Here is a 21,587-nt window from a genome sequence, read left to right as displayed (position 1 = left end):
GCGCCGCCGGTGAAGGGGGTTCTAAGGTTATCACCCAACACCCGCAACCCCTTTTTCAAAAAATCATAAAGTTTTTGAGACATTCATTTTTAATCAAACAAATTCAAAAACTTACAAACCACATCACAAGCCAATCCCAACACCAATCGCCCAATCCTTACGCAAATCATAAACGCAAAACACCATATCTAGACTTATCTACACAAACACCCACAACAATCACTGGAATCGGCGAGTTCAATAAGCCTGCAAGTATCCCCAGTCGCGACTTTCGAGGTTACTCTGGCTCAATCTCTTCGGTGGGATAGCTTGCCATCGTCCACACATCGGTGCCGTCTGGGAACCAGTAGACTTGGTTGTAGCCGAATTCGTCTACTGCGCGCTTTGCAGCGTTCCATGACATCCAGCATTCACTGAGACAGAAGAAAACGACTGGGGCTTCTTTGTTCCCGTCTGTGGCTTTGGCCAGTCCTTCTTCGAAATAGGTGACAGTCTCTTGGGCCAGTTGTCCGTAACCCACATTGGGTAGCCATGTCGCGCCTGGGATTGAGAGTCGTGGCTGTTCGCGCCAGACCGTTCCTTCAGGTAGATCCTTGGGTTTTGGCGCCCGAGGCAGGACATCTATGAAGGTGACATCGCCAGCCATCCATAATGCGTATGCTTCGTCGACATCAACAACGGTCCCGCCCGCCAATGTCGCGGGCACAGGCGCGCGGTATTGTTCCGTCCTGTATCCGTCAGGTTCAGCGACTGATTGCGCAAAACAAGGAAGCGGCATCATCAGCACAAGAGCCAATGTTGCCGCCCGTATCATTGTGAGACGTCCAGCAGGCCCGTACCCATGTCGTTTATCAAAGGGACGCCCGCATCAGTCAGGATCGCGTTAATTTCGTTTTGATTTCGTCGGATCAAAGAATTCAACTGGCGCTGCCATACTTTTTCACCCTGCCGGACACCCATGGTGATCCGAAAGAATAGCCTTGGGGGCAGTGTTTCCTTAAGCAATGGGGTGACCTGTAGTTCGGGAAAGTCGGCTTTGACCAATGGCCCTGATATCGGCCCCCAAATTAACGCACCGTCGATTTCGTCGGCCATCAAGTCTTGTAACATGTCAGGGATCGGAGATTCATGACGTCGGTCGACGACCAAATTGTAAGCACGCGCATCAGCGATCAGCCCATTACGCGCCAGATGTGTCGCAGGGGGCGAACCGGCAACAACGCCCAGATGCAGCCCCTGAAGTCGCGCATCTGACAAAGTGTCGACATCAGCAATCGCGCCATCTCGTTTTGTGACCAGTGTATATGCGGAGGTAAAATAGTGGTTGGTGTTCAGCACCATTTCGTGCCCCTGTGCATATCCGATCACAACGTCGCATTTGTTCGCACGCAAGGTATTGCGAATAAAACCCGTGGACATCGGATACCATTCATATTGAACCGGAAGCTCGAGCTGGGCCGCGAAGAGTTCCGCCAGCCTGTTTTCGAACCCATTTTCATCGCGATCAGACATGGGTGCGTTTGCCGGGTCAGCGCAAACCCGAAAGGCCGTCTTGGACACAAGATCAGAGGTTTGCGCCTGAGCAGTTAGACCGCACAGCGCAAAACCTATGACCAAAAGGCTTTTAGCCCAAACACGCATTCTCATCCTCGCGAATTACGTCGGACTTTGCTTCTTTGGCTCCGGGGCGTCCGCGTGGAACGGCCTCGACTCCGCGCGCCTTGAGATAGACGTAGATATCATCAAGGTAGCACATGACATTGGGGTTATCACCAAACGCTGGCATGACCGAGTTTTCGGCAGCGTTGATGCGCTGGCGTCCGTTCACCACGACATCAACAAAATCGTAATAGTCCATTTCGATCGCCGAGTTCTTAAGCGCGGGTGCATAGCTGGACCCTTCGCCTTCTGGCCCGTGACATACGTGGCATTCCGAATGATACCGACGGAAGCCTGAATAGGTCAGCCAGTCAATGGTACCATCCTCAGCAATGTTGAAGGTCGGGATATCTTCTTCGGTATAGTAGCGCCCGTCTTCACTATAGGCGGCGTCGATGTTTGTCATATCGTCTTGGGCGAATGTCGCCTGACCGACTGACATAAGGGCTGCAGTTCCCAGCGTGAGTGCGAAGTTGCGCATTAGTTTCTGACCTCTAAATCTGAGCAAGCGGACCGGCGCAGGCCGTGTGGTTGCGCCGGTCCATGTTCAACTTTGCGTACCTTTAGTCAGGCAGCGCAAAGACTGTCATTTGACCACCAAGAGCGGTGTAGTCGCTAAGTGCGGCATAACCACCAACAGCACCTAGACCATCGTTCGGGTTGGTCAGACCAGCCGCTAGACCGATACCAGCCCAGCCCCCAATACCTGACAGGATCGCAACGTATTGCTTTCCGCCTTGGGTATAGGTCATCACGTTACCGATGATGCCTGATGGTGTTTTGAACTTATAAAGCTCTTCACCAGTCGCAGCATCGACAGCTTTCAGGTAGCCTTCGAGTGTACCGTAGAACACCACGTCACCAGCTGTTGCCAGCGCACCAGACCAAACAGAGAACTGCTCTGGTACTGACCAGACGATTTCACCTGCTTTGTTGTCCCAAGCGATAAAGTTACCCATACCACCGTGGCTGTCAGGAGCAGGATACATCGCAAGCGTCGCACCTACATATGGTTGACCGGCAGTATAGCTTACCCGGAATGGTTCGTAGTCCATGCAAACGTGGTTTGTTGGAACATAGAACAGTTCGGTTTCAGGTGAATAGGCCGCTGGTTGTTGGTCTTTTGAACCAAGAGCCGCAGGACAGATGCCAGTAGAGTTCACATCTTCGCCGTTTTGTTCAGTGGAGTATTCGGCCACAACTGCTGGACGCCCGTAGGTGTCAGAGTTGGGATCCATATCCACGCCTGTTGTCCAGTTGACAGCAGGATCGAACTTTTCAGCGACCAGCAGTTCGCCAGTGATACGATCAAGCGTATAACCTAGACCGTTACGGTCGAAGTGTGTCAGTAGCTTGCGCTCAACACCATCGATCTCTTGGTCGGTCAGGATCATCTCGTTGATACCGTCATAATCCCACTCATCGTGTGGAGTCATCTGGTAGAACCACTTGGCCATACCTGTGTCGGCATCGCGGGCCATGATTGTCATAGACCAACGGTTGTCACCCGGACGCTGCGCAGGGTTCCATGTCGATGGGTTACCTGTACCATAGTAGACAAGGTTTTCATCCGGATCATACGAATACCAGCCCCATGTGGTGCCGCCACCGATTTTCCACTGATCGCCTTCCCAAGTGTTGATACCTGAATCGACGCCAACTGGTTCACCTAGGTGAGTTGTTGTCTCAGGATCGACAAGGATGTCGCTGTCAGGACCCATTGAATAGGCGCGCCACGCTTGGCTGCCGTCCGCAATGTTATACGCTGTCACAGAACCGCGCACACCAAATTCACCACCGGAAATACCAACGATGACTTTGTCACCAACTGGCAGAACTGTCGCTGTGTTGGTTTCACCAACGGCTGCATCACCGTTCATAACGCTCCACTCAACGGCACCTGTGTCTGCATTCAATGCAACAACAGTGGTATCCGCCTGGTGCAAGAAGATTTTGCCATCCGCATATGCCACACCACGGTTAACCGTGTCACAGCACATGACTGGAATAACATCTGGGTCTTGCTTGGGTTCGTATTTCCAGATGATCTTGCCTTCATCGGTCAGATCAAGCGCATAGACGATGTTCGGGAAAGGCGTGTGAACATACATCACATCCCCGATCACCAATGGTGAACCTTCGTGGCCGCGCAGAACACCTGTCGAGAATGTCCATGCGACCTGTAGATCACCAACGTTGTCTTTGTTGATCTGATCCAGTTCCGAATAGCGCTGGTTCGCGTAATCGCCAGTCTGGATAGCCCATTGATTAGGATCATCCATCAAGCTCATCAGCTCATCATTTGCTGACGCCATGACCGTCGAGCTTAGAAGTAAAGCCGCGACTAAATATTTTGTCTTCCTCATAGTAACCTCCCTAAAGGTATCATTGCTGGATCCGACCATCCCTGCCGTCCAGCGCCCGGATTTCACGGGCCGTTCCCATGGGCATTAATACCGATGGGTATCTCGCATTCAGTCGTCCCTCCTACTCTGAAAATGTCGCCAGATAGGCGATTAGGTTTGCGCGGTCCTCCTCTTTGCGCAAACCGGCGTAAGTCATTTTTGTGCCTTCGATGTAGTCGCGTGGCTTGGTCAAAAACGCATCAAGCGTCTCTGGCACCCACACCAGTTCTTCAGCGGCAGCAAATTCGATCATTGCGGGCGAATAGTCGAAATCTTCAGCAATAGCGGCCGCACGACCAACGATCCCGTTCAACACAGGTCCGGCTTTTGCCTCGGCACCCTCACCAACGGCATGGCAGGCAGCACAGCGACGAAAGACGCGTTCACCCGCAGCAGCGTCACCAGTTATTTCAAAGGCCACTTCTTCAGCGTGGCTTTCGGCGGATGCACCGCCGGCCATCGCAACACCTGCGACAATCGCTAGCCCTATCAGTGATCTTGTTTTCATGGTTTATCTATTCCTCGTCCCTTTGAAACTAGTAGTCGTGAAGCCGTTCCGCGTGCCAAGTCACGTGATCTTCGGCAAAGCTGGAAACAAAAAAGTAACTGTGGTCGTGCCCGTCATGCGTACGCAAAACACAAGGCTGACGGCGACGTGACGCGGCATCTGCAAATGCCTGTGGCCGTAACAAGTCGATGAACTGGTCGTCAGCACCTTGGTCGATCAGAATGTCGCCATGCCAACCAAGCTCAGACATCAATATTGTAGCATCATATTGGGCCCATGTGGATTCATCGTCGCCCAGATAGGCGCTAAATTGTTTGCGACCCCAGTCAGATTGGCTTGGGTTCACGATGGGCGAAAACGCGGAAAGCGACGTAAACAGCTTTGGATTTCTCATTGCGATGGTAAGCGCGCCGTGCCCGCCCATTGAATGCCCCGTGATCCCATGCCGGTCGTTGATCGGCAAAGCGCCCTGCAGCAGGCTCCGCAGCTCGCTCACGACATAGTCGTACATCTGAAAATGTGGCTTCCACGGGCCTTGCGTTGCGTTCACATAGAACCCGGCGCCCATTCCCAAATCATAGGCTTCGTCATCCGCAACACCTTCGCCACGCGGCGACGTATCTGGAAAGACCAAAGCAATGCCATGTTCAGCGGCATGTTTCTGAAACCCGCCTTTGGTCATTGCATTATCATGGGTGCAGGTCAGTCCAGACAGATACCAAAGCACCGGAACAGACTGCGTCCGCGCTTGCGGCGGCAGATAGACCGCAAAGGTCATCTCTGTCCCGCACACCGATGACTGGTGTTTGTAGACTGACTGCTGCCCATCAAAGCATTTGTTGCGAGAAACGAGTTCCACGACCTAGTATTCCACGACAGCGCGAATTGATTTTCCTTCGTGCATCAGGTCGAAGCCTTTGTTGATGTCTTCGAGCTTGAGCTTATGGGTGATCATCGGGTCGATTTCGATTTTGCCGTTCATGTACCAGTCGACGATCTTGGGCACGTCGGTCCGGCCGCGTGCGCCGCCGAACGCGGTGCCGCGCCAGCTGCGGCCTGTGACCAGTTGGAATGGGCGGGTTGAAATCTCGGCCCCGGCAGGCGCCACGCCGATGATAATGCTTTCGCCCCAACCTTTGTGCGCAGCCTCAAGCGCCGTCCGCATCACGCCCACGTTACCCGTTGCGTCGAACGTGTAATCCGCACCGCCGCCAGTCAGTTCGACCAGGTGCGCGACCAGATCGCCTTCGACTTTTGATGGGTTCACGAAATCAGTCATGCCAAAGTGGCGACCCATTTCTGCCTTGCCGTCGTTCATGTCGACGCCAACAATCTGATCCGCCCCAGCAAGGCGCAGGCCTTGCAGCACGTTCAAGCCAATGCCGCCCAGACCGAACACAATCGCGCGGCTGCCGATCTCGACTTTCGCCGTATTGATCACTGCGCCGATGCCGGTGGTGACGCCGCAACCGATGTAGCAAATCTTATCAAACGGCGCGTCCTTGCGGACCTTCGCCAGCGCGATTTCGGGCACAACCGTGTGGTTCGCGAAGGTCGAACAGCCCATGTAGTGGTGGATCGGCGTGCCATCGAGCATCGAAAACCGGGTCGATCCATCAGGCAACAGACCCGCACCTTGGGTGCTGCGGATCTTTTGGCATAGGTTCGTTTTCGGGTTCAGACAATATTCGCATTCGCGACATTCCGGCGTGTAAAGCGGGATCACGTGATCGCCAACCTCAAGCGTTGTGACGCCTTCGCCGACCTCAATCACGACGCCCGCCCCTTCGTGGCCCAGGATCGCTGGAAAGATACCTTCGGGATCGTCGCCAGAGCGGGTAAATTCGTCGGTGTGACACAGGCCAGTCGCCTTCACCTCGATCAAAACCTCACCGGCACGTGGCCCTTCGAGGTTCACTTCCATCACTTCAAGTGGCTTGCCAGCTGCAACAGCGACCGCGGCACGTGTACGCATTATCTATCCCCCAAAGGCAATTCTTCTTCAGGGAAAGTTAGTCAATACGGGTCTCATCCGACAATTACGACTTTGGTCACTGTTACAGCGCTAACGAAACGCCGCTCTAAATAAGGTAAGGTAGATTCGCGCGTGTTTTCAATTGCGCGCGCGGACGAAGGAGGAACGAATGTCAAAAATGCGAATGCTAATCACCGCAGCCCTATTACTCGCGCAACCGACGTTCGTTCATGCCGAAGACTATTCTGATCCGACTTGGCCTTGTGTTCAGCGCAAAGTCGAACATCTGTCGCTTGGTATTATGTGGCCATATCCAGTACCCGACCATGAACTGTCCGAAGACTTAGCCCCGGCAGCCGAAAGGTTTGTGGATACGCTGATATTGCGGCGCGTACCTTTGGAAGAGGTCGAAATCATCACCGCTGAGTTTGCACAAACAAATAGCCAACTGACCCAAGATGATTACACACTAATTTTCCAAGCCATTTTCGACAAGATCGACCGCCATCGTAAAAAGCTGATCGATGGTATCGGGCGTTATTCACTGTCGCAGATTGATCTTGCTGCGCGCATTGATTCTGCAAGGGTCGATATGGATACCGAAATGGCCAAGCAGGACCCGGACTTTGACAAGGTCGACGCGCTGGAAGAACAGCTAGACTGGGACCAGCGCATTTACCGTGATCGGGCCCAATCGCTGCTGTACGTCTGTGAAACGCCCGTCATTTTAGAAAAACGCGCTTATGCGATTGCGCAAACGCTTTCGCATCATGTCCCTGAATAGCGCTATTCCCATTCAAGTTCAGTAAACGCCACTGTCGCATTGCGCGGATTGAATAGGTCGAACAGCTGCCATTCTGTAGACTGGCTTTGACCGATCACCTGAACCGCATCGCCAAGGCTGTCACCCCGCGCCACTGCGGCACGTGTATCTGCAATCAGCAATTCGAGATATGCCTGTAATGGTTCGGCGCTATCAGGCCAGTCGAGTACCGGGCCGCCATGCCCGGGCATAATCGTTTCATAGGGCAGCGCCTGCAATTCTGTTAGCACCTGCTGCCACCCCAACACGCTGCCGTCCAATGCCGGCGCGTGTTCATGAAACATCAGATCACCGGTGAACAAAATGCCGCTTGTTGGGTCGCCGACGGTCAGATCGGTTCCAGTATGGGCATTCGGCCAAGTCCGCAGATCAAGAACCCGACCACCAAGATCAATTTCCAACGCCCCATCAACCACGACGTCCGGCGTCACAACCTGCGTTCCCAGAAAGCCATCATCGCCAATTAATCGACCAAAGTTCGTCAGGTAAGTTTCGCGCCGGTCCAGCAGCGCGCGTTCTAGGCCCACATGGCCCACCACCTGTGCACCCGCCTGCGCAAATAGCGACGCACCCAGCACATGGTCTGGGTGCATATGGGTCAAAATAAGATATCGAATCGGAAGCTGCGTTTCTGACCGGATGGACCGATATATCTGTTCAGCAACCTTGCGCGAGCCGCCGCTATCAATGACTGCAACAGCTGTTTCGCCAACGATGAATGCAACATTCGCAACATCGCCTTCGTTATCAGGCGCCGCGTCACTGATGATACCGCGGTGCACAAAAACTCCGCTGGCGGCCTGTTGAAATGGCATGGGGTCCGGCGCGTCGGTGCAAGCTAAACCATCTGACGCAAAGTCGGCGAAATATGTGTCCAAATCCGGTGGGTTGCGGACAAGCATAGCCTCGCAATCTGCGACGCTTGTGGCTTCGTATCCCGGGATCAACACGTCGCGGCAAACCGATGGATCAGACAACAGACAAAGGCTTAGAACGGCTTCAAACATCGCACTGTCCCCTTGCGGCTCATGCGAAATGACTAGCAGCAGATCACGAGTTCGCGAACCGACACTAAGGATTACTCACGGTTTATCGCGGTTTATGATACAAAACGCGCAACTAAAGAGGAGGAAAGCCATGAGACGTCTTCTTGCCGCATCTGTATTTGCCCTACTTTCGCACGGCGCATTCGCGCAGGATAATCCGCTGACGGATAGCGTCAGCTGGAACGATCTGAGGTCCGAATTCGTGGGCGATGCAGTCCTGCAAGACGGAACGATATTGTTCGAAGTCGAAGCACCACACCGCGCCCATGACGCGGCGACTGTACCTATTGGCATTTCTCAGCAACTCGGCGCGGTACCGATCCAAAGCGCGATGCTGATCATTGACGAGAACCCCGCCCCTCTAGCGGCTACCCTCACATTTAGCGAAGCGATGGTTCCCTTGGACTTTGAATTGCGCGTGCGCGTGAACCAATATTCTAATGTGCGGGTCATTGCAGAAACCGATGACGGCATGTTTATGGCTGGCCGCTACGTGAAGGCATCAGGCGGGTGTTCAGCGCCTGCAACCCGCGTTCCCGAAGAAGCGCTGGCTTCGATGGGCGAAATGCGACTGCGCAGTTTCAACCCAACGCAACAAATGTCAGGGCAGCGGCGCGAAGCCCAAGTCATGATCCGACACCCAAACTATTCGGGCTTACAACGAGATCAGATTACACAGCTATTCGTTGGGGCGCATTTCATCGACATGATCGAAGTCTATCAAGGTGATGAGATGCTTTTTAAATTGGAAGGCGGTATTTCGGTTAGCGAGAACCCTGTGTTCCGGTTCGGTTATCGTGACAACGGTGCCTCTGTCATCCGCGTACGGGCGCATGACACCGAAGGGAATGTTTTCGAACAGATGCTAGCGAAAGACGAAGGCGCTTAGAAACAGAGTATCTCTGCCTCTGCCTGTGCACGCCGCAGGTCTGCGACGATGGCTTGGGTCATTGATGATGTGCGAAATATCGACATCCGTTCGCCACCGGCCAACTGCAACGAAAGCACGGTTTCGGCCTCTACGTACCGTTCATACGGCAAAATAGAGGCGATGTGGTCGATAGAGCACGCGCATTTCAACAGTTCATCTTGGCCCTGCCCGTTCACAGCCATACAGCCAAAAACATAGTCGGCACGCGCTGCAGTCGGATAGTCGTTCAACTGTTCACTGACTGATTGGGCAAAGGCGGTGCTGCCAGCCAAGACCAAAGCGAGAGCAAGAAGCTTTCTCATTCCGTTGCCTCGGGCATCAAATTTAGCACATTGCTATACCCCGCATCGCCATTGCCATCGGGGGCAACCGCAGCAAGCGACACATACCAGCCCGGCACTTCTTCTGACATCACAAAGGTCATTTCTAGGTTGCCATAGACGCCCATACGATCCCTGTTTTCGTCGTCTTCAAACGGACGAAAGGTGATTTGACGCGCAGCGACTTCGCCGTCTCCGAATGACACAGTCGTGTCTTCGACCGGCGCTGGGGTAATCAACGCCTCTTTAATGCGGTTACGAATGTAGAACGGGCTTCCGCCGGCTTCGTGGGCGACATCACGCAGGACAGTTTCAACGAAATACATGATGATCGGATTGCCAACGGTCGCCGGGAACTGCCCCAGATTGCGGTGCTGTTCGCCTTGCACAAACCGAAGGACAGCCATCTCCTCTGGCGCGAACCCGAGTTCAACATCACCAGTGTGGCGCTGCCCGTATTCTGGATTGCTCGCGACTATCGTTTCGCGGTCGTAGACCAACCCTTCACTGACATCCGAAAGCGTGCCCTGCTTAAAAATCAGGTCATAGATTTCTTCTGCATGCACCGGAGTCGCAAGAAGCAGCGTTAAAAATACGTATCTTAGCAACTTCATATGCACCTCATTAGTTAACTGCAGCCTATCCAAATTTCTTCCTGCGTCATTGCAGACTTTGGTCGTATCCTTGGCCGCGTTGCTGTGGCACATGACGCGTTTTCCAATCGATCAGCGACCGCAAACGCGACAGGTTCACAGGCTTCGTCAGAACAGAAATTCGCAGCTGCGCACATAGATCTTTGATCGAACCCTCTTGGTTCGCTGTGATCAGAATGGCGGGTAGTTCAACACCAGCTTGTCGGCGTAACCCGATGATGCTTTGAACACCCGTATCGTCGCGATCCAGCTGATAATCGGCAAGGATCACGTCAGGGTTCATCCCCAGTTCTTCAACCATCTGCATGGCTTGCGCTGTCGAAGTACATGCCAAAACGCTCGCGCCCCAGCTTTCCAATCTGCGCGTCATCGCGAACAGAACACCCGGGTCGTTTTCGATCATCACAACGATCAGATCCAGCGATTCCGAGGTTTGCACTGATGAGCTTGGCGTGTCTGCTTGCGCGCATTCGCCGGGTGTTACCATTGGTAGCGTGATCGAAAACACCGAACCGACACCGGGCTTTGAACGTACAGAAACCTTATGCCCCAGATGGGCGCAGGCCCGTTGCACAATGGACAGCCCAAGCCCCATTCCCATCCCAGCACCGGCATCAACACGGGTGAATTCTTGGAACACCCGTTCTTGGTCCGCTTTTGTAATCCCAACCCCGGTATCCCAAACCTCAACGACAACCTGATCCCCCCGGCGCCGACACCCAAGCAAGACGCGCCCCGAGTTGGTATACTGAATAGCGTTATTCACGAGGTTCTGGATGGATCGGGATAGATACCGCTGATCACTGCGAACCCATGCGCAGCTAGGCACGACTTCAAACCGCAGCCCCTTTTCGACGGCCAAAGGCCCCATGTCATTCGCGATATTGCGCATCAGCCCATCAATCGCAAAATCGGTAACCGCCAACTTCATATCCACAGATTCTAGGCGAGAAATATCTAGCAACGCGTGAAGCAAAGATTCCATCGACTGAAACGATTGATCGATGCGCTGAACCGTATCCCGCACCCCATTTTCCAACGCCATATCCGACAGCGATGAAATCAACAGTTTGGCCGCGTTGATCGGCTGTAGCAGGTCATGGGAAGCCGCAGCAAAAAACCGCGTCTTGGAATTCATCGCGGCTTCGACTTCGGCCTTGGCCTGTCTCAGATCGTCTTCGATGCTTGCAAGGGCAGTATATTGTTCGCGCAGTTCTTTGTTCAGGTCCGTCAGTTCCTGAGTCCGTTCCTGCACTCTGTTTTCAAGCTCTTCAGTCGTTTGCGATTGGACTGTCACATCCATGACGTTGACGATGCATCCGCCATCCGGCAGCGGATTCACTACAAACTCTAAAACCGTTCCATTTGTCTGGCGACGACGGATATGTAGACTTTGGTCTCGGCTTAGGTAACGCAGCAAGCTGGCAAAGTTTTCGTGGCGAAGTTCACCTATGATCGAGTGGGCATTCAGGTGTTCGACAATTTGCGCATATGACGTTCCGACACAGGCGATCCGGCTAGGCAGTGACAGCAGACTGGTGAACCGCGCATTCCAGAAAAGAAGCGTGCCATCGGATGAAAACGTGCACACCCCTTGCGGCATATTATCAAACGCAGCGCTTAGAAAATGTTCTTGTGCATCAATAAGTTGATCTTTTTCTAACCGATTGGAACGCACGACCGACGTGATCTCGGTCTGGAAAACTACGATGTTGTTGTGGCTCGTGTGGCGGTAGTTGATGACAAACCAACGGTCGTTCTTGATTTCAAAAACAAACGGCGCGGTCGCCTCTATGGCGTTGGTTGCATTACCAGCCAGTTTCTCCGCGTCGCTATCACGGGCAAGGTAGCTGCTTTTGGTGAGGTTTTCAAAATATGCATCAAGCGCAAGCCCCGGCACAATAACATCATGAACATCCGGAATGAGCTTTTTAAAGTAGCCATTGTAAACCCGAAGCCGCCCCCCCGTAAAAAGTGCAAAACCACCTTCCATGGATTCCAACGCATCGGTCAGGCTTTGCTCTGTTCGGTTGCGGGCTTGCTCTGATGTCTCTAAGTCGGTGCTTGTCTGGCCCAGCGTATTTAACGCGGCTTCAAGATCACGGGTCTTTTCAGATACCTTGCTTTGCAGCGTGATCGCCGACTGGAACAATGAATATGCAGAACGGCCCAATTCGTGCCGCTGATTAGCCCGCTGAACGAGCGCTTTGATGATCTTGTCTTGTTGCGCGACTTGAACATCAAGTGGGAGATCACGATCAATCATAGGTCTATCTTGTGGCCCGATGAAAAGAACGCAATCCCGACGAAAGTCTGGTTTACATGAACCCCGCCATGCTGTTCGCCATATGTGTTGAACCCCAATACCTTACGTTTTCGCAGCACTTCGGATGCTTCAACACCAAGTTGCTTTTGTTCGATCTCTAGGCGCCGCAACACGCAATCAAAGCCCAGAACGAAATGCGGTGCCTCGCCTCTGGGTCCGGTAACGGTAAGTTCTGCGTCCATGGTTTCGATAATCTCTTTGCCGCGCGCGAGTGTCAGAACCAACCCGTTTTCAATCGCTGACAAAAAGGTCAAAGCGCCGTCATCAAGGACCTCTTGGATTGCGCGAACGTGCCAATTATCAAGGTTTCGGACCAACACCGGGTTTTCAGCAAAAACGCGCGGCGAAAGATCCGCGACCTCATATCCAATCAGCCGAGCGTATTCTTCCGCGGCAACCGCGCCATTGATTTCGCTGACAATTCTATCCTCTGGCCGCGCGGCGGTGACGACCAACTGGCGGTCTGTTGGCATGAAATGATCGAATTCCACCCCTTCAAACAACAAGTCAGTTTCGACAATCAACAAAAGCGCTGCATCTTCGTGGAACGCGCCACCGTGCAACACATAGGTCACATCAAACGCTAGCCCGTGTCCGGCGGACCCCCCAAAAACCGGGATATCGCCTAACCCGGCCTCAAGAGCTGCAACCAGCGTATCCTCTTGTTTCGAAAGGCCATCTGCGATCGTAATTGCAAAACGCCGCCAACCGGCAGTGGTTTGAAAACGCTGTGCCAGCGTCTGCGCCGCCAGCGCGGTTTGCTCAATGGAAACAGGCTTTAGGGGCTCAAATAGTGTCGACGAACATCGGAAATGATCCCGTGGAAATGACACGAGCATAAGCGCGTTATCGGCATAGCCTTGCGGTGTTATCTGCCCTCCAGTCGTGCAGCCAAAGGCAAGCGTCTGCGGCAAATGCTTTTCCAATGCCGCAGCAACACCAGTGGTATCCAAACACTCTGGAACAAAGACTAAGATAAAACAGATACCTTGATCAGGTAGCTGCGAAACTGCTTCTGACACAGCCGTATCGGGGTCGGCGGACATTGAAACGCCCACCGACACAATACTTGCGCCAGCTGCCTCACGGTCGACAATATTCATGGCGAACCTAGCTTAGCTGTGCGCGTGCGTCTGTGTCCGACAATGATTGTGGCCGCCCCAAGATCGCGCTGTTTACCAAAACTGCTGCTTGCGTGCGATTGCTCACGCCAAGCCGCCGCAATAACGCGGTGATATGCGCCTTTACGGTGCCTTCGGCCACAGACAGTTCATACGCGATCAGCTTGTTCGGTTTCCCGGCCGAAATAAGCTCCATGATCCTGCGCTGCTGCGGGGTTAGGCGGGCGATACGCTTTGATGCTTCTTGCACGCTTACGGGGTCTTGGGTCGCTTCGCGTGGCTTTGGAGAGTAGCAAGGCGGCAGATACCGCGATCCTTCTTGTACTTGTTCCAATGCCTCAGCGATTACTGTGCGCGGCGCGTCTTTTGGCACAAAGCCCATCGCGCCCGCATCCATTGCGGCCTGGATGGTTTCATCAGACGAATCCGCCGAAATCACCACAATTGGCATATCCTGGCAGTGTTCCTTTAGCTGAAAAAAGCCGCTGAGCCCTGTTGCATCGGGCAAACCCAGATCAAGCAAAACAAGATCGGGAATTGGTCCCGTGGCCAGCGCTTTCATAGCGCCTTCTAACGAATTAACTGAGTTTACTTGTTTAATTTTAAAGGCCGACGAAAGCGACGCGACCATAGCGTCACAATACAGCGGATGATCATCCACCACTAATATATGGCTGGCAGAGAAAGACTTCTCTGCCCTCGCAAAATCCGACATTTTAGTTCCTCCCAATAAAAGCGTAGCGGAACATCTTATTTCCACAAAGCACCTTTTGGGTGAGTCAGCATATTTCAGTGCACATTAGTGCACATTTGCGTGCGTAGCCCCTGAACCAAGGGATTTTCGAAACTGAAAACCGAAATTTAAAGGCACTGAGTCGCCCGCAGAACGGCCAAAAAGCTGATTATCCAATTCCAAAAGTAGCTTCCTACGCGCAACTGAAGGTTCATAAAGGCGGTCAATTTGGTGCGCCAATGACCGAATTGCAGCCTTATCATTTCGCCATACTGCCAGCCTGAATTGCCAGAGTAACTTCCAGCGATTTACTTGGCCGTAAAACGACGTCATCGAAATCGCCTTTCCACGCATCACCGACAACATTCCAATTACAAATGAGAATACGCCAGCAATTACCAAAAGAATGGGGTGCGGCAGATTTTGGCCCGATGGTGCCGCGTTTTCTGGCGCGGGCGCCCCAACCACATCGCCATAGGCAATCCGTTGTGGGGAAATCGACACCTCGCGCATTTCGCGTGCGACCGTATCGAAATAGCTAAACGTGATCGGTTCAAGGATCGCAGAATGACCATTCGTCGGGGTGACTGTCCAACGCCAAAACGCAATCGCTTCTGGTCCTCGCGAGGTTAAATCAACCAGTCGCTTTTCGGGATGCGCAAAGATGAGCGCGGAAGGCGACGTCATTTCCGGCATCGGTGGGATCATATCGGGGCTCGCACCCAGCGCAGATATGCGGATCACGCGCAGGACACCTTCGCCTTCGGATAGTTGATCAGGTGCATTTGACCAGTCGTCGGAGACACGCAAACCCCGAACCGGAAACCACCAATCATCGCTCTGAGGTTCTGGCGTTACATTAATAGTGACCGGCTCTGACGTGATCGTATGTTCGAACCATTTGTTGTTTTCATCTAACAACGTCAGATGGTGCTTGAACGGCCCGATTTCCAATGTCCCGGTTTCATCAGGAAAAACGGCCATCCGCCGTCGCATGTTCTTGACCGGGCGACCATCCAACAGACTTTCGAACCAATGGTCCTGCCCCAATTGCATCCAATTAAAGCCCTCAAAATCCGGCTGTTCCAAACTTTCTAATGTAATGTGGCGTTTGTAGATGCCGTGGATCGTTATCAGCACCATTTCTTGGCGCATCAACGGATCGGGTAACGGTTCGACCGTCACTGAAAGCGTAAGATCGTCAGGATCAACCGTCGAGGTTTGCGCCCAAACGGGCACCGCCCACCACGCTGCCAGCAAGATCGCATAGAATGCTCTTACCATTCGGTGTCCTCCTGCTCTTGGCCGGTTCCAGCATCGCGGCGCGCCTTATGTTCGTGGTAAATACGTTCTGCCAAAAATGCGCCGGGTACGTCCTCTAACGTGGCAAGCCAGCGGGCATTCGCGGTGATGGATTGAGCATCAAAAACCTGTCGCACCCGCTGTTCGCCACGGCTCACAATCTCAGCAAGTGCTGGCGTCGCGGATGTATTAGTGACCTCATCCCCCGTTCCAGAGGCACGCGCATCACCCCGCGCAATTGGCGCGTCTGCGGTTGCACCTTCGCGATCCTCGGTCAAGAATACCCCATCTACGTCAAGCGTCGTGGATGCGTAGAACGCCCGCAGCAGATCAAAGTTCTGCTGCGCTTGGGGGTCTTGCCGGATAGAAGCCGCCAGATCATAGGCTTCCAGCGCCGCCGCATATTGGCCTAGCTGAGCATGAGCATTGCCAAGGTTATAGAACGCATCTGCGCCTGCTTGTTCCATGGCATCTGCCGCACCTTGGAAATCACTTGCGCGGTAGAGTGCAACCCCCACCCAGCCCGGATCTGTAAACAAGCTCGCAGCAGTGCGTGGCATCCCGAGCGACAATGCGACCCGCCCAAATGGTGCGGCGCCACCCAACAACGCAGCAAGGGCAATGCATATAGCAGCTAGTAGAGGGAGCATCCGTTTCATCAGGCGCGGCTCCTTCGGAACAGCAACAGCGCAGGAAGCAGTGCAAGGAACAGAAGATACCTCCCGATGTCCGCCCGCAAGACAAGCTGTAGGTCCTGCAATTCAGTACGCGACGTGGCTGCATCGCCAATATCTTCCATGAACCGAACGAGGTCGGTTGTTTCATAGATTTGGCCACCACCGACGCTTACCAAGCTTTCAAAGGTTGCCGGGCTTATCGGCGAGTTGCCGGATACGGTTGTTTTGGCCAGCACCACAGACAGCCGTGCGCCCAACTCTGTTATCCGCATAGCAGCGGCAATCGCGTCGTCGTTAAGCCCCTCTCCGTCCGTCAGCAGAATAACGTCACCCGACAGCACCGACGCATTCTGCAAAACATCGGCTGCACGTTCCAAAGCAAGCTGCGGCCTGTTGCCCTGATCGGGCATAAAATCTTCGTCGATCAGCGAAATGCTTTGCGCCAACTGCCTGTGGTCGGCGGTCAATGGCGACGCCAGATAGCTATCCCCACCATAGACAATCAACGCAGCGGGTTTACTGCCCAAGGCGCTCAGGCCCGCATGCGCCATATTTACGACCGATGGCCAGCTTTCGTCGCGCACCATTGATCCCGACACATCGATAACAAACACAACCCCATCCAAATTGCGGAAGGTCTGCGCGCCGCGTTTCTCAATGGATGGCCCTGTCAGCGCCACCGTAACAAACATCGCAATGACAAATGGGACAGCGGCAAAAAACCGGCTGCCTGCAGGTTCGATCCGCCCCATCGCGGTCATTGCGGCCAGCAGATGCGGCTGGATGCTGGCCTGCCAATCACCCGGCTGACCGGATCGGCGATAACGCCAAATCATAAGCGTTGCGAGCACGGGAATCGCAGCGAACCAAAAGGGACGCAGAAAGGTGATATCGGCGATAACGCTCATTCTTTTGACCGCACCCCAAGTCCGATCCCCAGAAGGCCCGCCAATAGTGCTGGCCAAATCCAAAACGCGCGGTAGGTCTGCGCCGATAGACCCGCACGGGCTGTTGGTTCTAACGCATCTAATCCAGACGCCGCGGTACGCAGATCATCTGTCGTGCGGACCCGGAACATCTGGCCGCCGCTGATCTTGGCAATGGCATCCAACGTCCGCACATCGACCACCCCACGCTGATCGGGTGCTTCCTCTAACGCAATCGGTCCCAGCCCAATCGTGTGGATACGCACCCCCATATCGGCCGCCAGCGCAGCAACATCACGTGGCATCGCGGCACCTGCGTTATTCGCTCCGTCCGACAAAAGAATGATGACTTTGGTGTCTGCGTCTGACGCCTCTAGCCGTTTTAGCGCAATCCCAATGCCGTCACCGATATTGGTTGCCCGCCCAGAAATGCCGATCACCATGTCTTCGATTTTCTGGGCGACAGCATCTGTATCAAACGAAGGCGCTGCCGCAACATATGCGTCGGACCCAAACACGACCAACCCCACGCGGTCACCTGCCCGTGCGCGCGCAAAGTCTGCCCCGACGGCTTTGACGACCTCAAGTCGCGTCGCAGTTTGCCCATCCAGCGCAAAGTCATCGCGCACCATCGACCCCGACAAATCTAATGCTAGGATCAGATCACGCCCCGACATTGGTAAGGCTTGATGTGGGGCAACGACACGCGGCCCGGCCAAGGCAACGACTAACAGAATCCAAATGCAAATAGGCGTCAGCATATCAATATGACGGAGCGGGTTTTGACCACCTGCGCCGCCACTTAGCATTCGGCGTTCGATACCTTCGGGCACGACCAGCACGGCACCACTGGGTGTCTGCGGCGGTGCCAAAAAATAGACAATGACCGGCAGCGGCAGCAGTACGAAAAACCATGGGTTTGCGAACTCAAGCATTCTGCGTCTCGCTCTTAAGAAGCATGGCTTCAAGCTCGTCGATCGGTGGGATACCTGCGCGAGCATACAGTTCAGTAGGTACGGCGGCAGGTGCGTGAATCTGGATCAAGTGCAATAGCGCAACTGCACGGTCATCGTGAGGCAAGCCAGCTAATGCCGCGATCTGGTCGGTCAAAGAACCAACGTCTTTTGCTGGGCCACGCAGAAAATACCCCAGTACCAATGACGTCAAATATGCCAACAACAGCCCAAAAGCAACGGCGACCAATATCTCTGAAATTATCCCGCCGGGCGCGACCTCTGGCAATCGGATGTCGTGCAAACCCGACAACATCGCATCAACTGTGGTGATGCCCTCTGCCATTCACGATACTCCTGCCTGCGTCATGGCTTGCCGCGTTGGCAGGCTGGTATCCAGATGCATAACCGCGCAACCCGGAATTTCTGGTAACGCATGATCGCGCGGCGGTGTTTGTCGCAGTTTGATTGAACGGCGGTATCCGTCTGGCGACCGAATTGGGTAATGCCCCGGCGGTAGTGATTGTAGCCCGCTGTCTTCGACCATGACAAATGACGGTGCCCGATGCTGGGCTAGCCGTTTCATGGTGCCATCGAAATTGTCGCCGCGTTGATCAAAAGCGCTTGCGATGATGATTGACGCACCTTTGGGTACGATCCGATGTAGACCTTCGACGGCCATATCTAGCGGTGGATCAGTAAACTGATCGGGGCCAACGACAGAGGTCGCAAATTCATGGGCGCGGACCAGCCCGCCGATCACCGACAGCATCCCACGGGTACCCGAACGCGTCCGCACGATGATGGGTTCACCCGTCGTGATTGCCAGCAGACCGACCCGCCCACCAGCTGCAACAGCTTGCCAACCAATCCATGCAAGCGCCTCGGCTGCGGCAACCGAACGAAACGCGCGACGCATGCCCCACAGCATCGATGGACGGAAATCAGCCACCAAAAAGGTCACCCTGTCGCGTTCTTCGTGAAAGGTCCGCACATGCAGATCGCCAGTCCGGGCGGTCGCACCTTTGTCGATGTACCGCAATTCATCGCCATGAATGTAGAGGCGGCTATCGGCGTTCACCTGACCTTGGCCACGCTTTTTGATTGGAAACCCACCGGGCAGGCCGCTTGTTGGCGCCTCGCGACGCGCGTTTTCCACGACGGCACCTTGCAAGGCAATTAACGCCTGTGCTGTCACCTGCGTGCACGACACATCCGTCATAACGCTTGGGTTTGTTGCATGATGTCAGCGACGACGGCCCTAGGTGTCACGCCTTCGGCGGCGGTCGCCCAATTCAGAACCATCCGATGAGCAAGCGCATCGGGCAGTACCGCTTCGACATCTTCGGGGATCGCGTGATCGCGTCCGTTTAGATAGGCACGCGCACGCGCCGATGCCGCCAGCGCAATTGAACCTCTCGGGGACACAGAATGTTCAATCTGCGTATCAAACGGGGCAACTCGGGTCGCCACGACCAGCCTGACAATGTAATCCCGCAAGGCAGGCGACAGAAACACGTTGTCCACATCACGGCGGGCGACCTGCACAACATCTAGCCCCAATTCCGGCGGGGTTGCGTCGCCCTTAACCCGTTCATTTTCGACCAAATCCAGAATGCGCCGCTCGGTCTCTAGATTGGGTTGTGTCAGAACGATGTGAAGCAAGAAACGATCTAGCTGCGCCTCTGGCAGGGGAAACGTGCCTTCGTGTTCGATGGAATTCTGGGTGGCGACAACAAAAAACGGTTCCGGCAAGGTGTGGGTTGTGCCGCCGCTGGTGACTTGGGTTTCGGCCATTGCCTCTAGCAGGGCAGACTGTGTTTTGGGCGGTGCCCGGTTGATTTCATCGACCAGCACAAGGTTGTGAAATACGGGGCCCTGCGCGAACGCAAACTTACCCGTTTCGGGGTTGAACACATCCGTGCCAGTCAAATCCGCTGGCAACAAATCAGGCGTACATTGTACCCGTGCAAACGATCCACCAAGAGCACGCGACAGCAGTTTTACTGCACGGGTTTTCGCCAACCCCGGCGGCCCTTCAATCAGAAGATGCCCCCCTGTCAGAACGCCAATCAGCAGTCGTTCAATTAACTGGTCGCTACCGATCAGCCCCGTTTCAAGCCATTCTTTAAGCGCCGAAATTTGTTCAAAACACTCGCGTGACTTACCATCAAGCACGGCCAGTCCCCCCAGATTAATGGCCAAACCCTGACCGGGAAAACGCACCAAATCTAGTTACACAAAGGTAGTAGATCAGTCGGGCAACGCCAAACAGCTGTTATCAAGCAGCATTTCATAAGCTGGATTAGCGACCGTCTTTTCAGCAGCGGCTTTCAGCACATCGAAATTCGTCTCGATAAACATAATCAGCTCTGCCGAATTCACAGTTTCTAGCCCTGATCCAGCAAGCGCGTGCAGCATAAAAACATCAAACCCACACAAACCGTTCGGATTGCTCGATAGCAACCCGGTCATGAACTGGTCAGATTGCCACGACACACGTCGCAAATTGACGGGATGTTCCTGCAGCTTGGATCTGAATGGGGCGTCGCGATCAAACTTAAGAATATCCGCCCCAAAACTGACCACCTGAAACAATTCTTCGGTCAAAATAGATGTATAAAAATCCCGCTGCAACGGGGTTAGGTTCGTATGTGGTGCCTGCCGGACTAACAAATGCGCGATTGCGCCCTCATGCCCGAAAAAGCCGTTTGCTTGCGCTGGGGAATAGACGGGTTCGCGCCACTGTGGCGGAAAGCGAATATCGAAATCCCGGTCCATCTGTCGCAAATCAGCATTAAACAAGGCAGACGGCGGACGGCCAGAATACAGCCTGACATAGACACGGGGGCGCGTTGGGCAGCTTGAAATACTGCGGTTCGCGTAAGTGACCGACAACCGACGCCCGTAGATATCACCTAGCAGGCCGACAAAGCTCGAAATGACACGTTCTGATAGCCGGTTTGCCGGTTCGCCAATGACGCAGATTTCGCCCATGGCGACTTCGCTGCTGTTGAACTGGACAGGTGGAAAATCTGGGTCGCGGCGATGGCGGGATGAGTGAAGATCAAAGACCCAGCCTTGCTTTGCAAGCGCTAGAAATTCACCCCGCGTAGGGTGCGTATTATCCGCGCGCGCACCAAAGGGAACGGCTGCCAGAAGTGCCATTAGAAGGCATTTGATCAGTCTTTCACGAATACGCACTATGCTCATTACCCAAACGCTGGTC

At 54.1% G+C, this 21,587-nt stretch carries 23 protein-coding genes; 2 read left to right on the top strand and 21 right to left on the bottom strand.

What is annotated here, in order from left to right; all coding sequences use genetic code 11:
* Positions 1-277 precede the first annotated feature (277 nt).
* From ACHUEV_RS09530 to ACHUEV_RS09500, 7 genes are all read right to left on the bottom strand, one after another.
* Positions 278-814, bottom strand: coding sequence for a PQQ-dependent catabolism-associated CXXCW motif protein (locus tag ACHUEV_RS09530; protein WP_394179245.1), 537 nt, complete (start codon positions 812-814; stop codon positions 278-280).
* Positions 811-1,641, bottom strand: coding sequence for a substrate-binding domain-containing protein (locus tag ACHUEV_RS09525; RefSeq protein ID WP_394179243.1), 831 nt, complete (start codon positions 1,639-1,641; stop codon positions 811-813). Before ACHUEV_RS09525 ends, ACHUEV_RS09530 begins: the two co-directional genes overlap by 4 nt.
* Positions 1,625-2,101 carry a c-type cytochrome, methanol metabolism-related gene (locus ACHUEV_RS09520; RefSeq protein WP_394179270.1) on the bottom strand — a complete coding sequence of 159 codons (477 nt, stop codon included), beginning with the start codon at positions 2,099-2,101 and terminating at the stop codon, positions 1,625-1,627. Before ACHUEV_RS09520 ends, ACHUEV_RS09525 begins: the two co-directional genes overlap by 17 nt.
* A gap of 121 nt (positions 2,102-2,222) precedes the next feature.
* Positions 2,223-4,025 carry a lanthanide-dependent methanol dehydrogenase XoxF5 gene (gene xoxF5, locus ACHUEV_RS09515; RefSeq protein WP_394179241.1) on the bottom strand — a complete coding sequence of 601 codons (1,803 nt, stop codon included), beginning with the start codon at positions 4,023-4,025 and terminating at the stop codon, positions 2,223-2,225.
* A 121-nt stretch (positions 4,026-4,146) separates the two neighbouring features.
* Positions 4,147-4,572 (bottom strand): c-type cytochrome, encoded by a 426-nt coding sequence (locus ACHUEV_RS09510; RefSeq protein WP_165793418.1) that lies wholly within the window; start codon positions 4,570-4,572, stop codon positions 4,147-4,149.
* A 28-nt stretch (positions 4,573-4,600) separates the two neighbouring features.
* Entirely contained in the window at positions 4,601-5,431 is an 831-nt protein-coding gene (gene fghA / locus ACHUEV_RS09505) for an S-formylglutathione hydrolase (RefSeq protein ID WP_394179239.1), read from the bottom strand.
* A gap of 3 nt (positions 5,432-5,434) precedes the next feature.
* Positions 5,435-6,547, bottom strand: a complete 1,113-nt coding sequence (locus ACHUEV_RS09500) for an S-(hydroxymethyl)glutathione dehydrogenase/class III alcohol dehydrogenase (RefSeq protein ID WP_106359367.1) — start codon at positions 6,545-6,547, stop codon at positions 5,435-5,437.
* Between the two features lie 169 nt (positions 6,548-6,716).
* Between ACHUEV_RS09500 and ACHUEV_RS09495 the strand changes: the two genes are divergently transcribed.
* A complete protein-coding gene (locus ACHUEV_RS09495; protein WP_394179237.1) occupies positions 6,717-7,331 on the top strand; it encodes a hypothetical protein in 615 nt (204 codons plus the stop codon).
* A gap of 2 nt (positions 7,332-7,333) precedes the next feature.
* On the opposite strand, the gene ACHUEV_RS09490 is transcribed toward ACHUEV_RS09495, so the two are convergent.
* Complete coding sequence (locus ACHUEV_RS09490; protein ID WP_394179235.1) at positions 7,334-8,377, bottom strand: quinoprotein relay system zinc metallohydrolase 2; 1,044 nt, start codon at positions 8,375-8,377, stop codon at positions 7,334-7,336.
* Between the two features lie 130 nt (positions 8,378-8,507).
* Here ACHUEV_RS09490 and ACHUEV_RS09485 point away from each other — a divergent pair, with 130 nt between their 5' ends.
* Positions 8,508-9,305: a quinoprotein dehydrogenase-associated SoxYZ-like carrier gene (locus ACHUEV_RS09485; protein ID WP_394179233.1), complete on the top strand. Its 798-nt coding sequence runs from the start codon at positions 8,508-8,510 to the stop codon at positions 9,303-9,305.
* On the opposite strand, the gene ACHUEV_RS09480 is transcribed toward ACHUEV_RS09485, so the two are convergent.
* The 13 genes from ACHUEV_RS09480 to ACHUEV_RS09420 all read right to left on the bottom strand — a co-directional run bounded on the left by ACHUEV_RS09480 (position 9,302) and on the right by ACHUEV_RS09420 (position 21,526).
* Complete coding sequence (locus tag ACHUEV_RS09480; protein WP_394179231.1) at positions 9,302-9,649, bottom strand: hypothetical protein; 348 nt, start codon at positions 9,647-9,649, stop codon at positions 9,302-9,304. The genes ACHUEV_RS09485 and ACHUEV_RS09480 overlap by 4 nt on opposite strands.
* Positions 9,646-10,281, bottom strand: a complete 636-nt coding sequence (locus tag ACHUEV_RS09475) for a hypothetical protein (protein WP_394179229.1) — start codon at positions 10,279-10,281, stop codon at positions 9,646-9,648. Before ACHUEV_RS09475 ends, ACHUEV_RS09480 begins: the two co-directional genes overlap by 4 nt.
* A gap of 46 nt (positions 10,282-10,327) precedes the next feature.
* Positions 10,328-12,586, bottom strand: a complete 2,259-nt coding sequence (locus ACHUEV_RS09470; protein ID WP_394179227.1) for a PAS-domain containing protein — start codon at positions 12,584-12,586, stop codon at positions 10,328-10,330.
* Complete coding sequence (locus tag ACHUEV_RS09465) at positions 12,583-13,749, bottom strand: FIST N-terminal domain-containing protein (RefSeq protein WP_394179225.1); 1,167 nt, start codon at positions 13,747-13,749, stop codon at positions 12,583-12,585. Before ACHUEV_RS09465 ends, ACHUEV_RS09470 begins: the two co-directional genes overlap by 4 nt.
* A gap of 7 nt (positions 13,750-13,756) precedes the next feature.
* The gene (locus tag ACHUEV_RS09460; protein ID WP_394179223.1) at positions 13,757-14,482 is read right to left on the bottom strand and encodes a response regulator; all 726 of its coding nucleotides are present in this window, start codon (positions 14,480-14,482) and stop codon (positions 13,757-13,759) included.
* 84 nt (positions 14,483-14,566) lie between these two features.
* The gene (locus ACHUEV_RS09455; protein WP_394179221.1) at positions 14,567-15,784 is read right to left on the bottom strand and encodes a hypothetical protein; all 1,218 of its coding nucleotides are present in this window, start codon (positions 15,782-15,784) and stop codon (positions 14,567-14,569) included.
* On the bottom strand, positions 15,778-16,461 hold the full coding sequence (locus ACHUEV_RS09450) for a tetratricopeptide repeat protein (protein WP_394179219.1): 684 nt from the start codon (positions 16,459-16,461) through the stop codon (positions 15,778-15,780). Before ACHUEV_RS09450 ends, ACHUEV_RS09455 begins: the two co-directional genes overlap by 7 nt.
* Complete coding sequence (locus tag ACHUEV_RS09445; protein WP_394179217.1) at positions 16,461-17,387, bottom strand: vWA domain-containing protein; 927 nt, start codon at positions 17,385-17,387, stop codon at positions 16,461-16,463. Before ACHUEV_RS09445 ends, ACHUEV_RS09450 begins: the two co-directional genes overlap by 1 nt.
* Positions 17,384-18,340, bottom strand: coding sequence for a VWA domain-containing protein (locus tag ACHUEV_RS09440; protein ID WP_394179215.1), 957 nt, complete (start codon positions 18,338-18,340; stop codon positions 17,384-17,386). Before ACHUEV_RS09440 ends, ACHUEV_RS09445 begins: the two co-directional genes overlap by 4 nt.
* Positions 18,333-18,704: a hypothetical protein gene (locus tag ACHUEV_RS09435; protein ID WP_394179213.1), complete on the bottom strand. Its 372-nt coding sequence runs from the start codon at positions 18,702-18,704 to the stop codon at positions 18,333-18,335. Before ACHUEV_RS09435 ends, ACHUEV_RS09440 begins: the two co-directional genes overlap by 8 nt.
* On the bottom strand, positions 18,705-19,517 hold the full coding sequence (locus ACHUEV_RS09430; protein WP_394179211.1) for a DUF58 domain-containing protein: 813 nt from the start codon (positions 19,515-19,517) through the stop codon (positions 18,705-18,707).
* A gap of 59 nt (positions 19,518-19,576) precedes the next feature.
* A complete protein-coding gene (locus tag ACHUEV_RS09425) occupies positions 19,577-20,557 on the bottom strand; it encodes an AAA family ATPase (RefSeq protein WP_394179268.1) in 981 nt (326 codons plus the stop codon).
* Positions 20,558-20,611: 54 nt separating this feature from the next.
* On the bottom strand, positions 20,612-21,526 hold the full coding sequence (locus ACHUEV_RS09420) for a hypothetical protein (protein ID WP_394179209.1): 915 nt from the start codon (positions 21,524-21,526) through the stop codon (positions 20,612-20,614).
* Positions 21,527-21,587: the final 61 nt, after the last annotated feature.

Origin of the sequence: Yoonia maritima (assembly GCF_043641945.1) — a bacterium.
Taxonomy (GTDB): Bacteria; Pseudomonadota; Alphaproteobacteria; order Rhodobacterales; family Rhodobacteraceae; genus Yoonia; species Yoonia maritima_B.
Note: the sequence above shows the minus strand (reverse complement) of the source record. Positions and strands in the feature narration are given on the sequence as shown.

What these genes read in the sequence shown, in the direction of transcription:
- ACHUEV_RS09530 (WP_394179245.1), bottom strand. Translation starts at nt 814, where the DNA reads ATGATACGGGCGGCAACATTGGCTCTTGTGCTGATGATGCCGCTTCCT.
- ACHUEV_RS09525 (WP_394179243.1), bottom strand. Translation starts at nt 1,641, where the DNA reads ATGCGTGTTTGGGCTAAAAGCCTTTTGGTCATAGGTTTTGCGCTGTGC.
- ACHUEV_RS09520 (WP_394179270.1), bottom strand. Translation starts at nt 2,101, where the DNA reads ATGTCAGTCGGTCAGGCGACATTCGCCCAAGACGATATGACAAACATC.
- xoxF5 (WP_394179241.1), bottom strand. Translation starts at nt 4,025, where the DNA reads ATGAGGAAGACAAAATATTTAGTCGCGGCTTTACTTCTAAGCTCGACG.
- ACHUEV_RS09510 (WP_165793418.1), bottom strand. Translation starts at nt 4,572, where the DNA reads ATGAAAACAAGATCACTGATAGGGCTAGCGATTGTCGCAGGTGTTGCG.
- ACHUEV_RS09500 (WP_106359367.1), bottom strand. Translation starts at nt 6,547, where the DNA reads ATGCGTACACGTGCCGCGGTCGCTGTTGCAGCTGGCAAGCCACTTGAA.
- ACHUEV_RS09495 (WP_394179237.1), top strand. Translation starts at nt 6,717, where the DNA reads ATGTCAAAAATGCGAATGCTAATCACCGCAGCCCTATTACTCGCGCAA.
- ACHUEV_RS09490 (WP_394179235.1), bottom strand. Translation starts at nt 8,377, where the DNA reads ATGTTTGAAGCCGTTCTAAGCCTTTGTCTGTTGTCTGATCCATCGGTT.
- ACHUEV_RS09485 (WP_394179233.1), top strand. Translation starts at nt 8,508, where the DNA reads ATGAGACGTCTTCTTGCCGCATCTGTATTTGCCCTACTTTCGCACGGC.
- ACHUEV_RS09480 (WP_394179231.1), bottom strand. Translation starts at nt 9,649, where the DNA reads ATGAGAAAGCTTCTTGCTCTCGCTTTGGTCTTGGCTGGCAGCACCGCC.
- ACHUEV_RS09475 (WP_394179229.1), bottom strand. Translation starts at nt 10,281, where the DNA reads ATGAAGTTGCTAAGATACGTATTTTTAACGCTGCTTCTTGCGACTCCG.
- ACHUEV_RS09470 (WP_394179227.1), bottom strand. Translation starts at nt 12,586, where the DNA reads ATGATTGATCGTGATCTCCCACTTGATGTTCAAGTCGCGCAACAAGAC.
- ACHUEV_RS09465 (WP_394179225.1), bottom strand. Translation starts at nt 13,749, where the DNA reads ATGAATATTGTCGACCGTGAGGCAGCTGGCGCAAGTATTGTGTCGGTG.
- ACHUEV_RS09460 (WP_394179223.1), bottom strand. Translation starts at nt 14,482, where the DNA reads ATGTCGGATTTTGCGAGGGCAGAGAAGTCTTTCTCTGCCAGCCATATA.
- ACHUEV_RS09455 (WP_394179221.1), bottom strand. Translation starts at nt 15,784, where the DNA reads ATGGTAAGAGCATTCTATGCGATCTTGCTGGCAGCGTGGTGGGCGGTG.
- ACHUEV_RS09450 (WP_394179219.1), bottom strand. Translation starts at nt 16,461, where the DNA reads ATGAAACGGATGCTCCCTCTACTAGCTGCTATATGCATTGCCCTTGCT.
- ACHUEV_RS09445 (WP_394179217.1), bottom strand. Translation starts at nt 17,387, where the DNA reads ATGAGCGTTATCGCCGATATCACCTTTCTGCGTCCCTTTTGGTTCGCT.
- ACHUEV_RS09440 (WP_394179215.1), bottom strand. Translation starts at nt 18,340, where the DNA reads ATGCTTGAGTTCGCAAACCCATGGTTTTTCGTACTGCTGCCGCTGCCG.
- ACHUEV_RS09435 (WP_394179213.1), bottom strand. Translation starts at nt 18,704, where the DNA reads ATGGCAGAGGGCATCACCACAGTTGATGCGATGTTGTCGGGTTTGCAC.
- ACHUEV_RS09420 (WP_394179209.1), bottom strand. Translation starts at nt 21,526, where the DNA reads ATGGCACTTCTGGCAGCCGTTCCCTTTGGTGCGCGCGCGGATAATACG.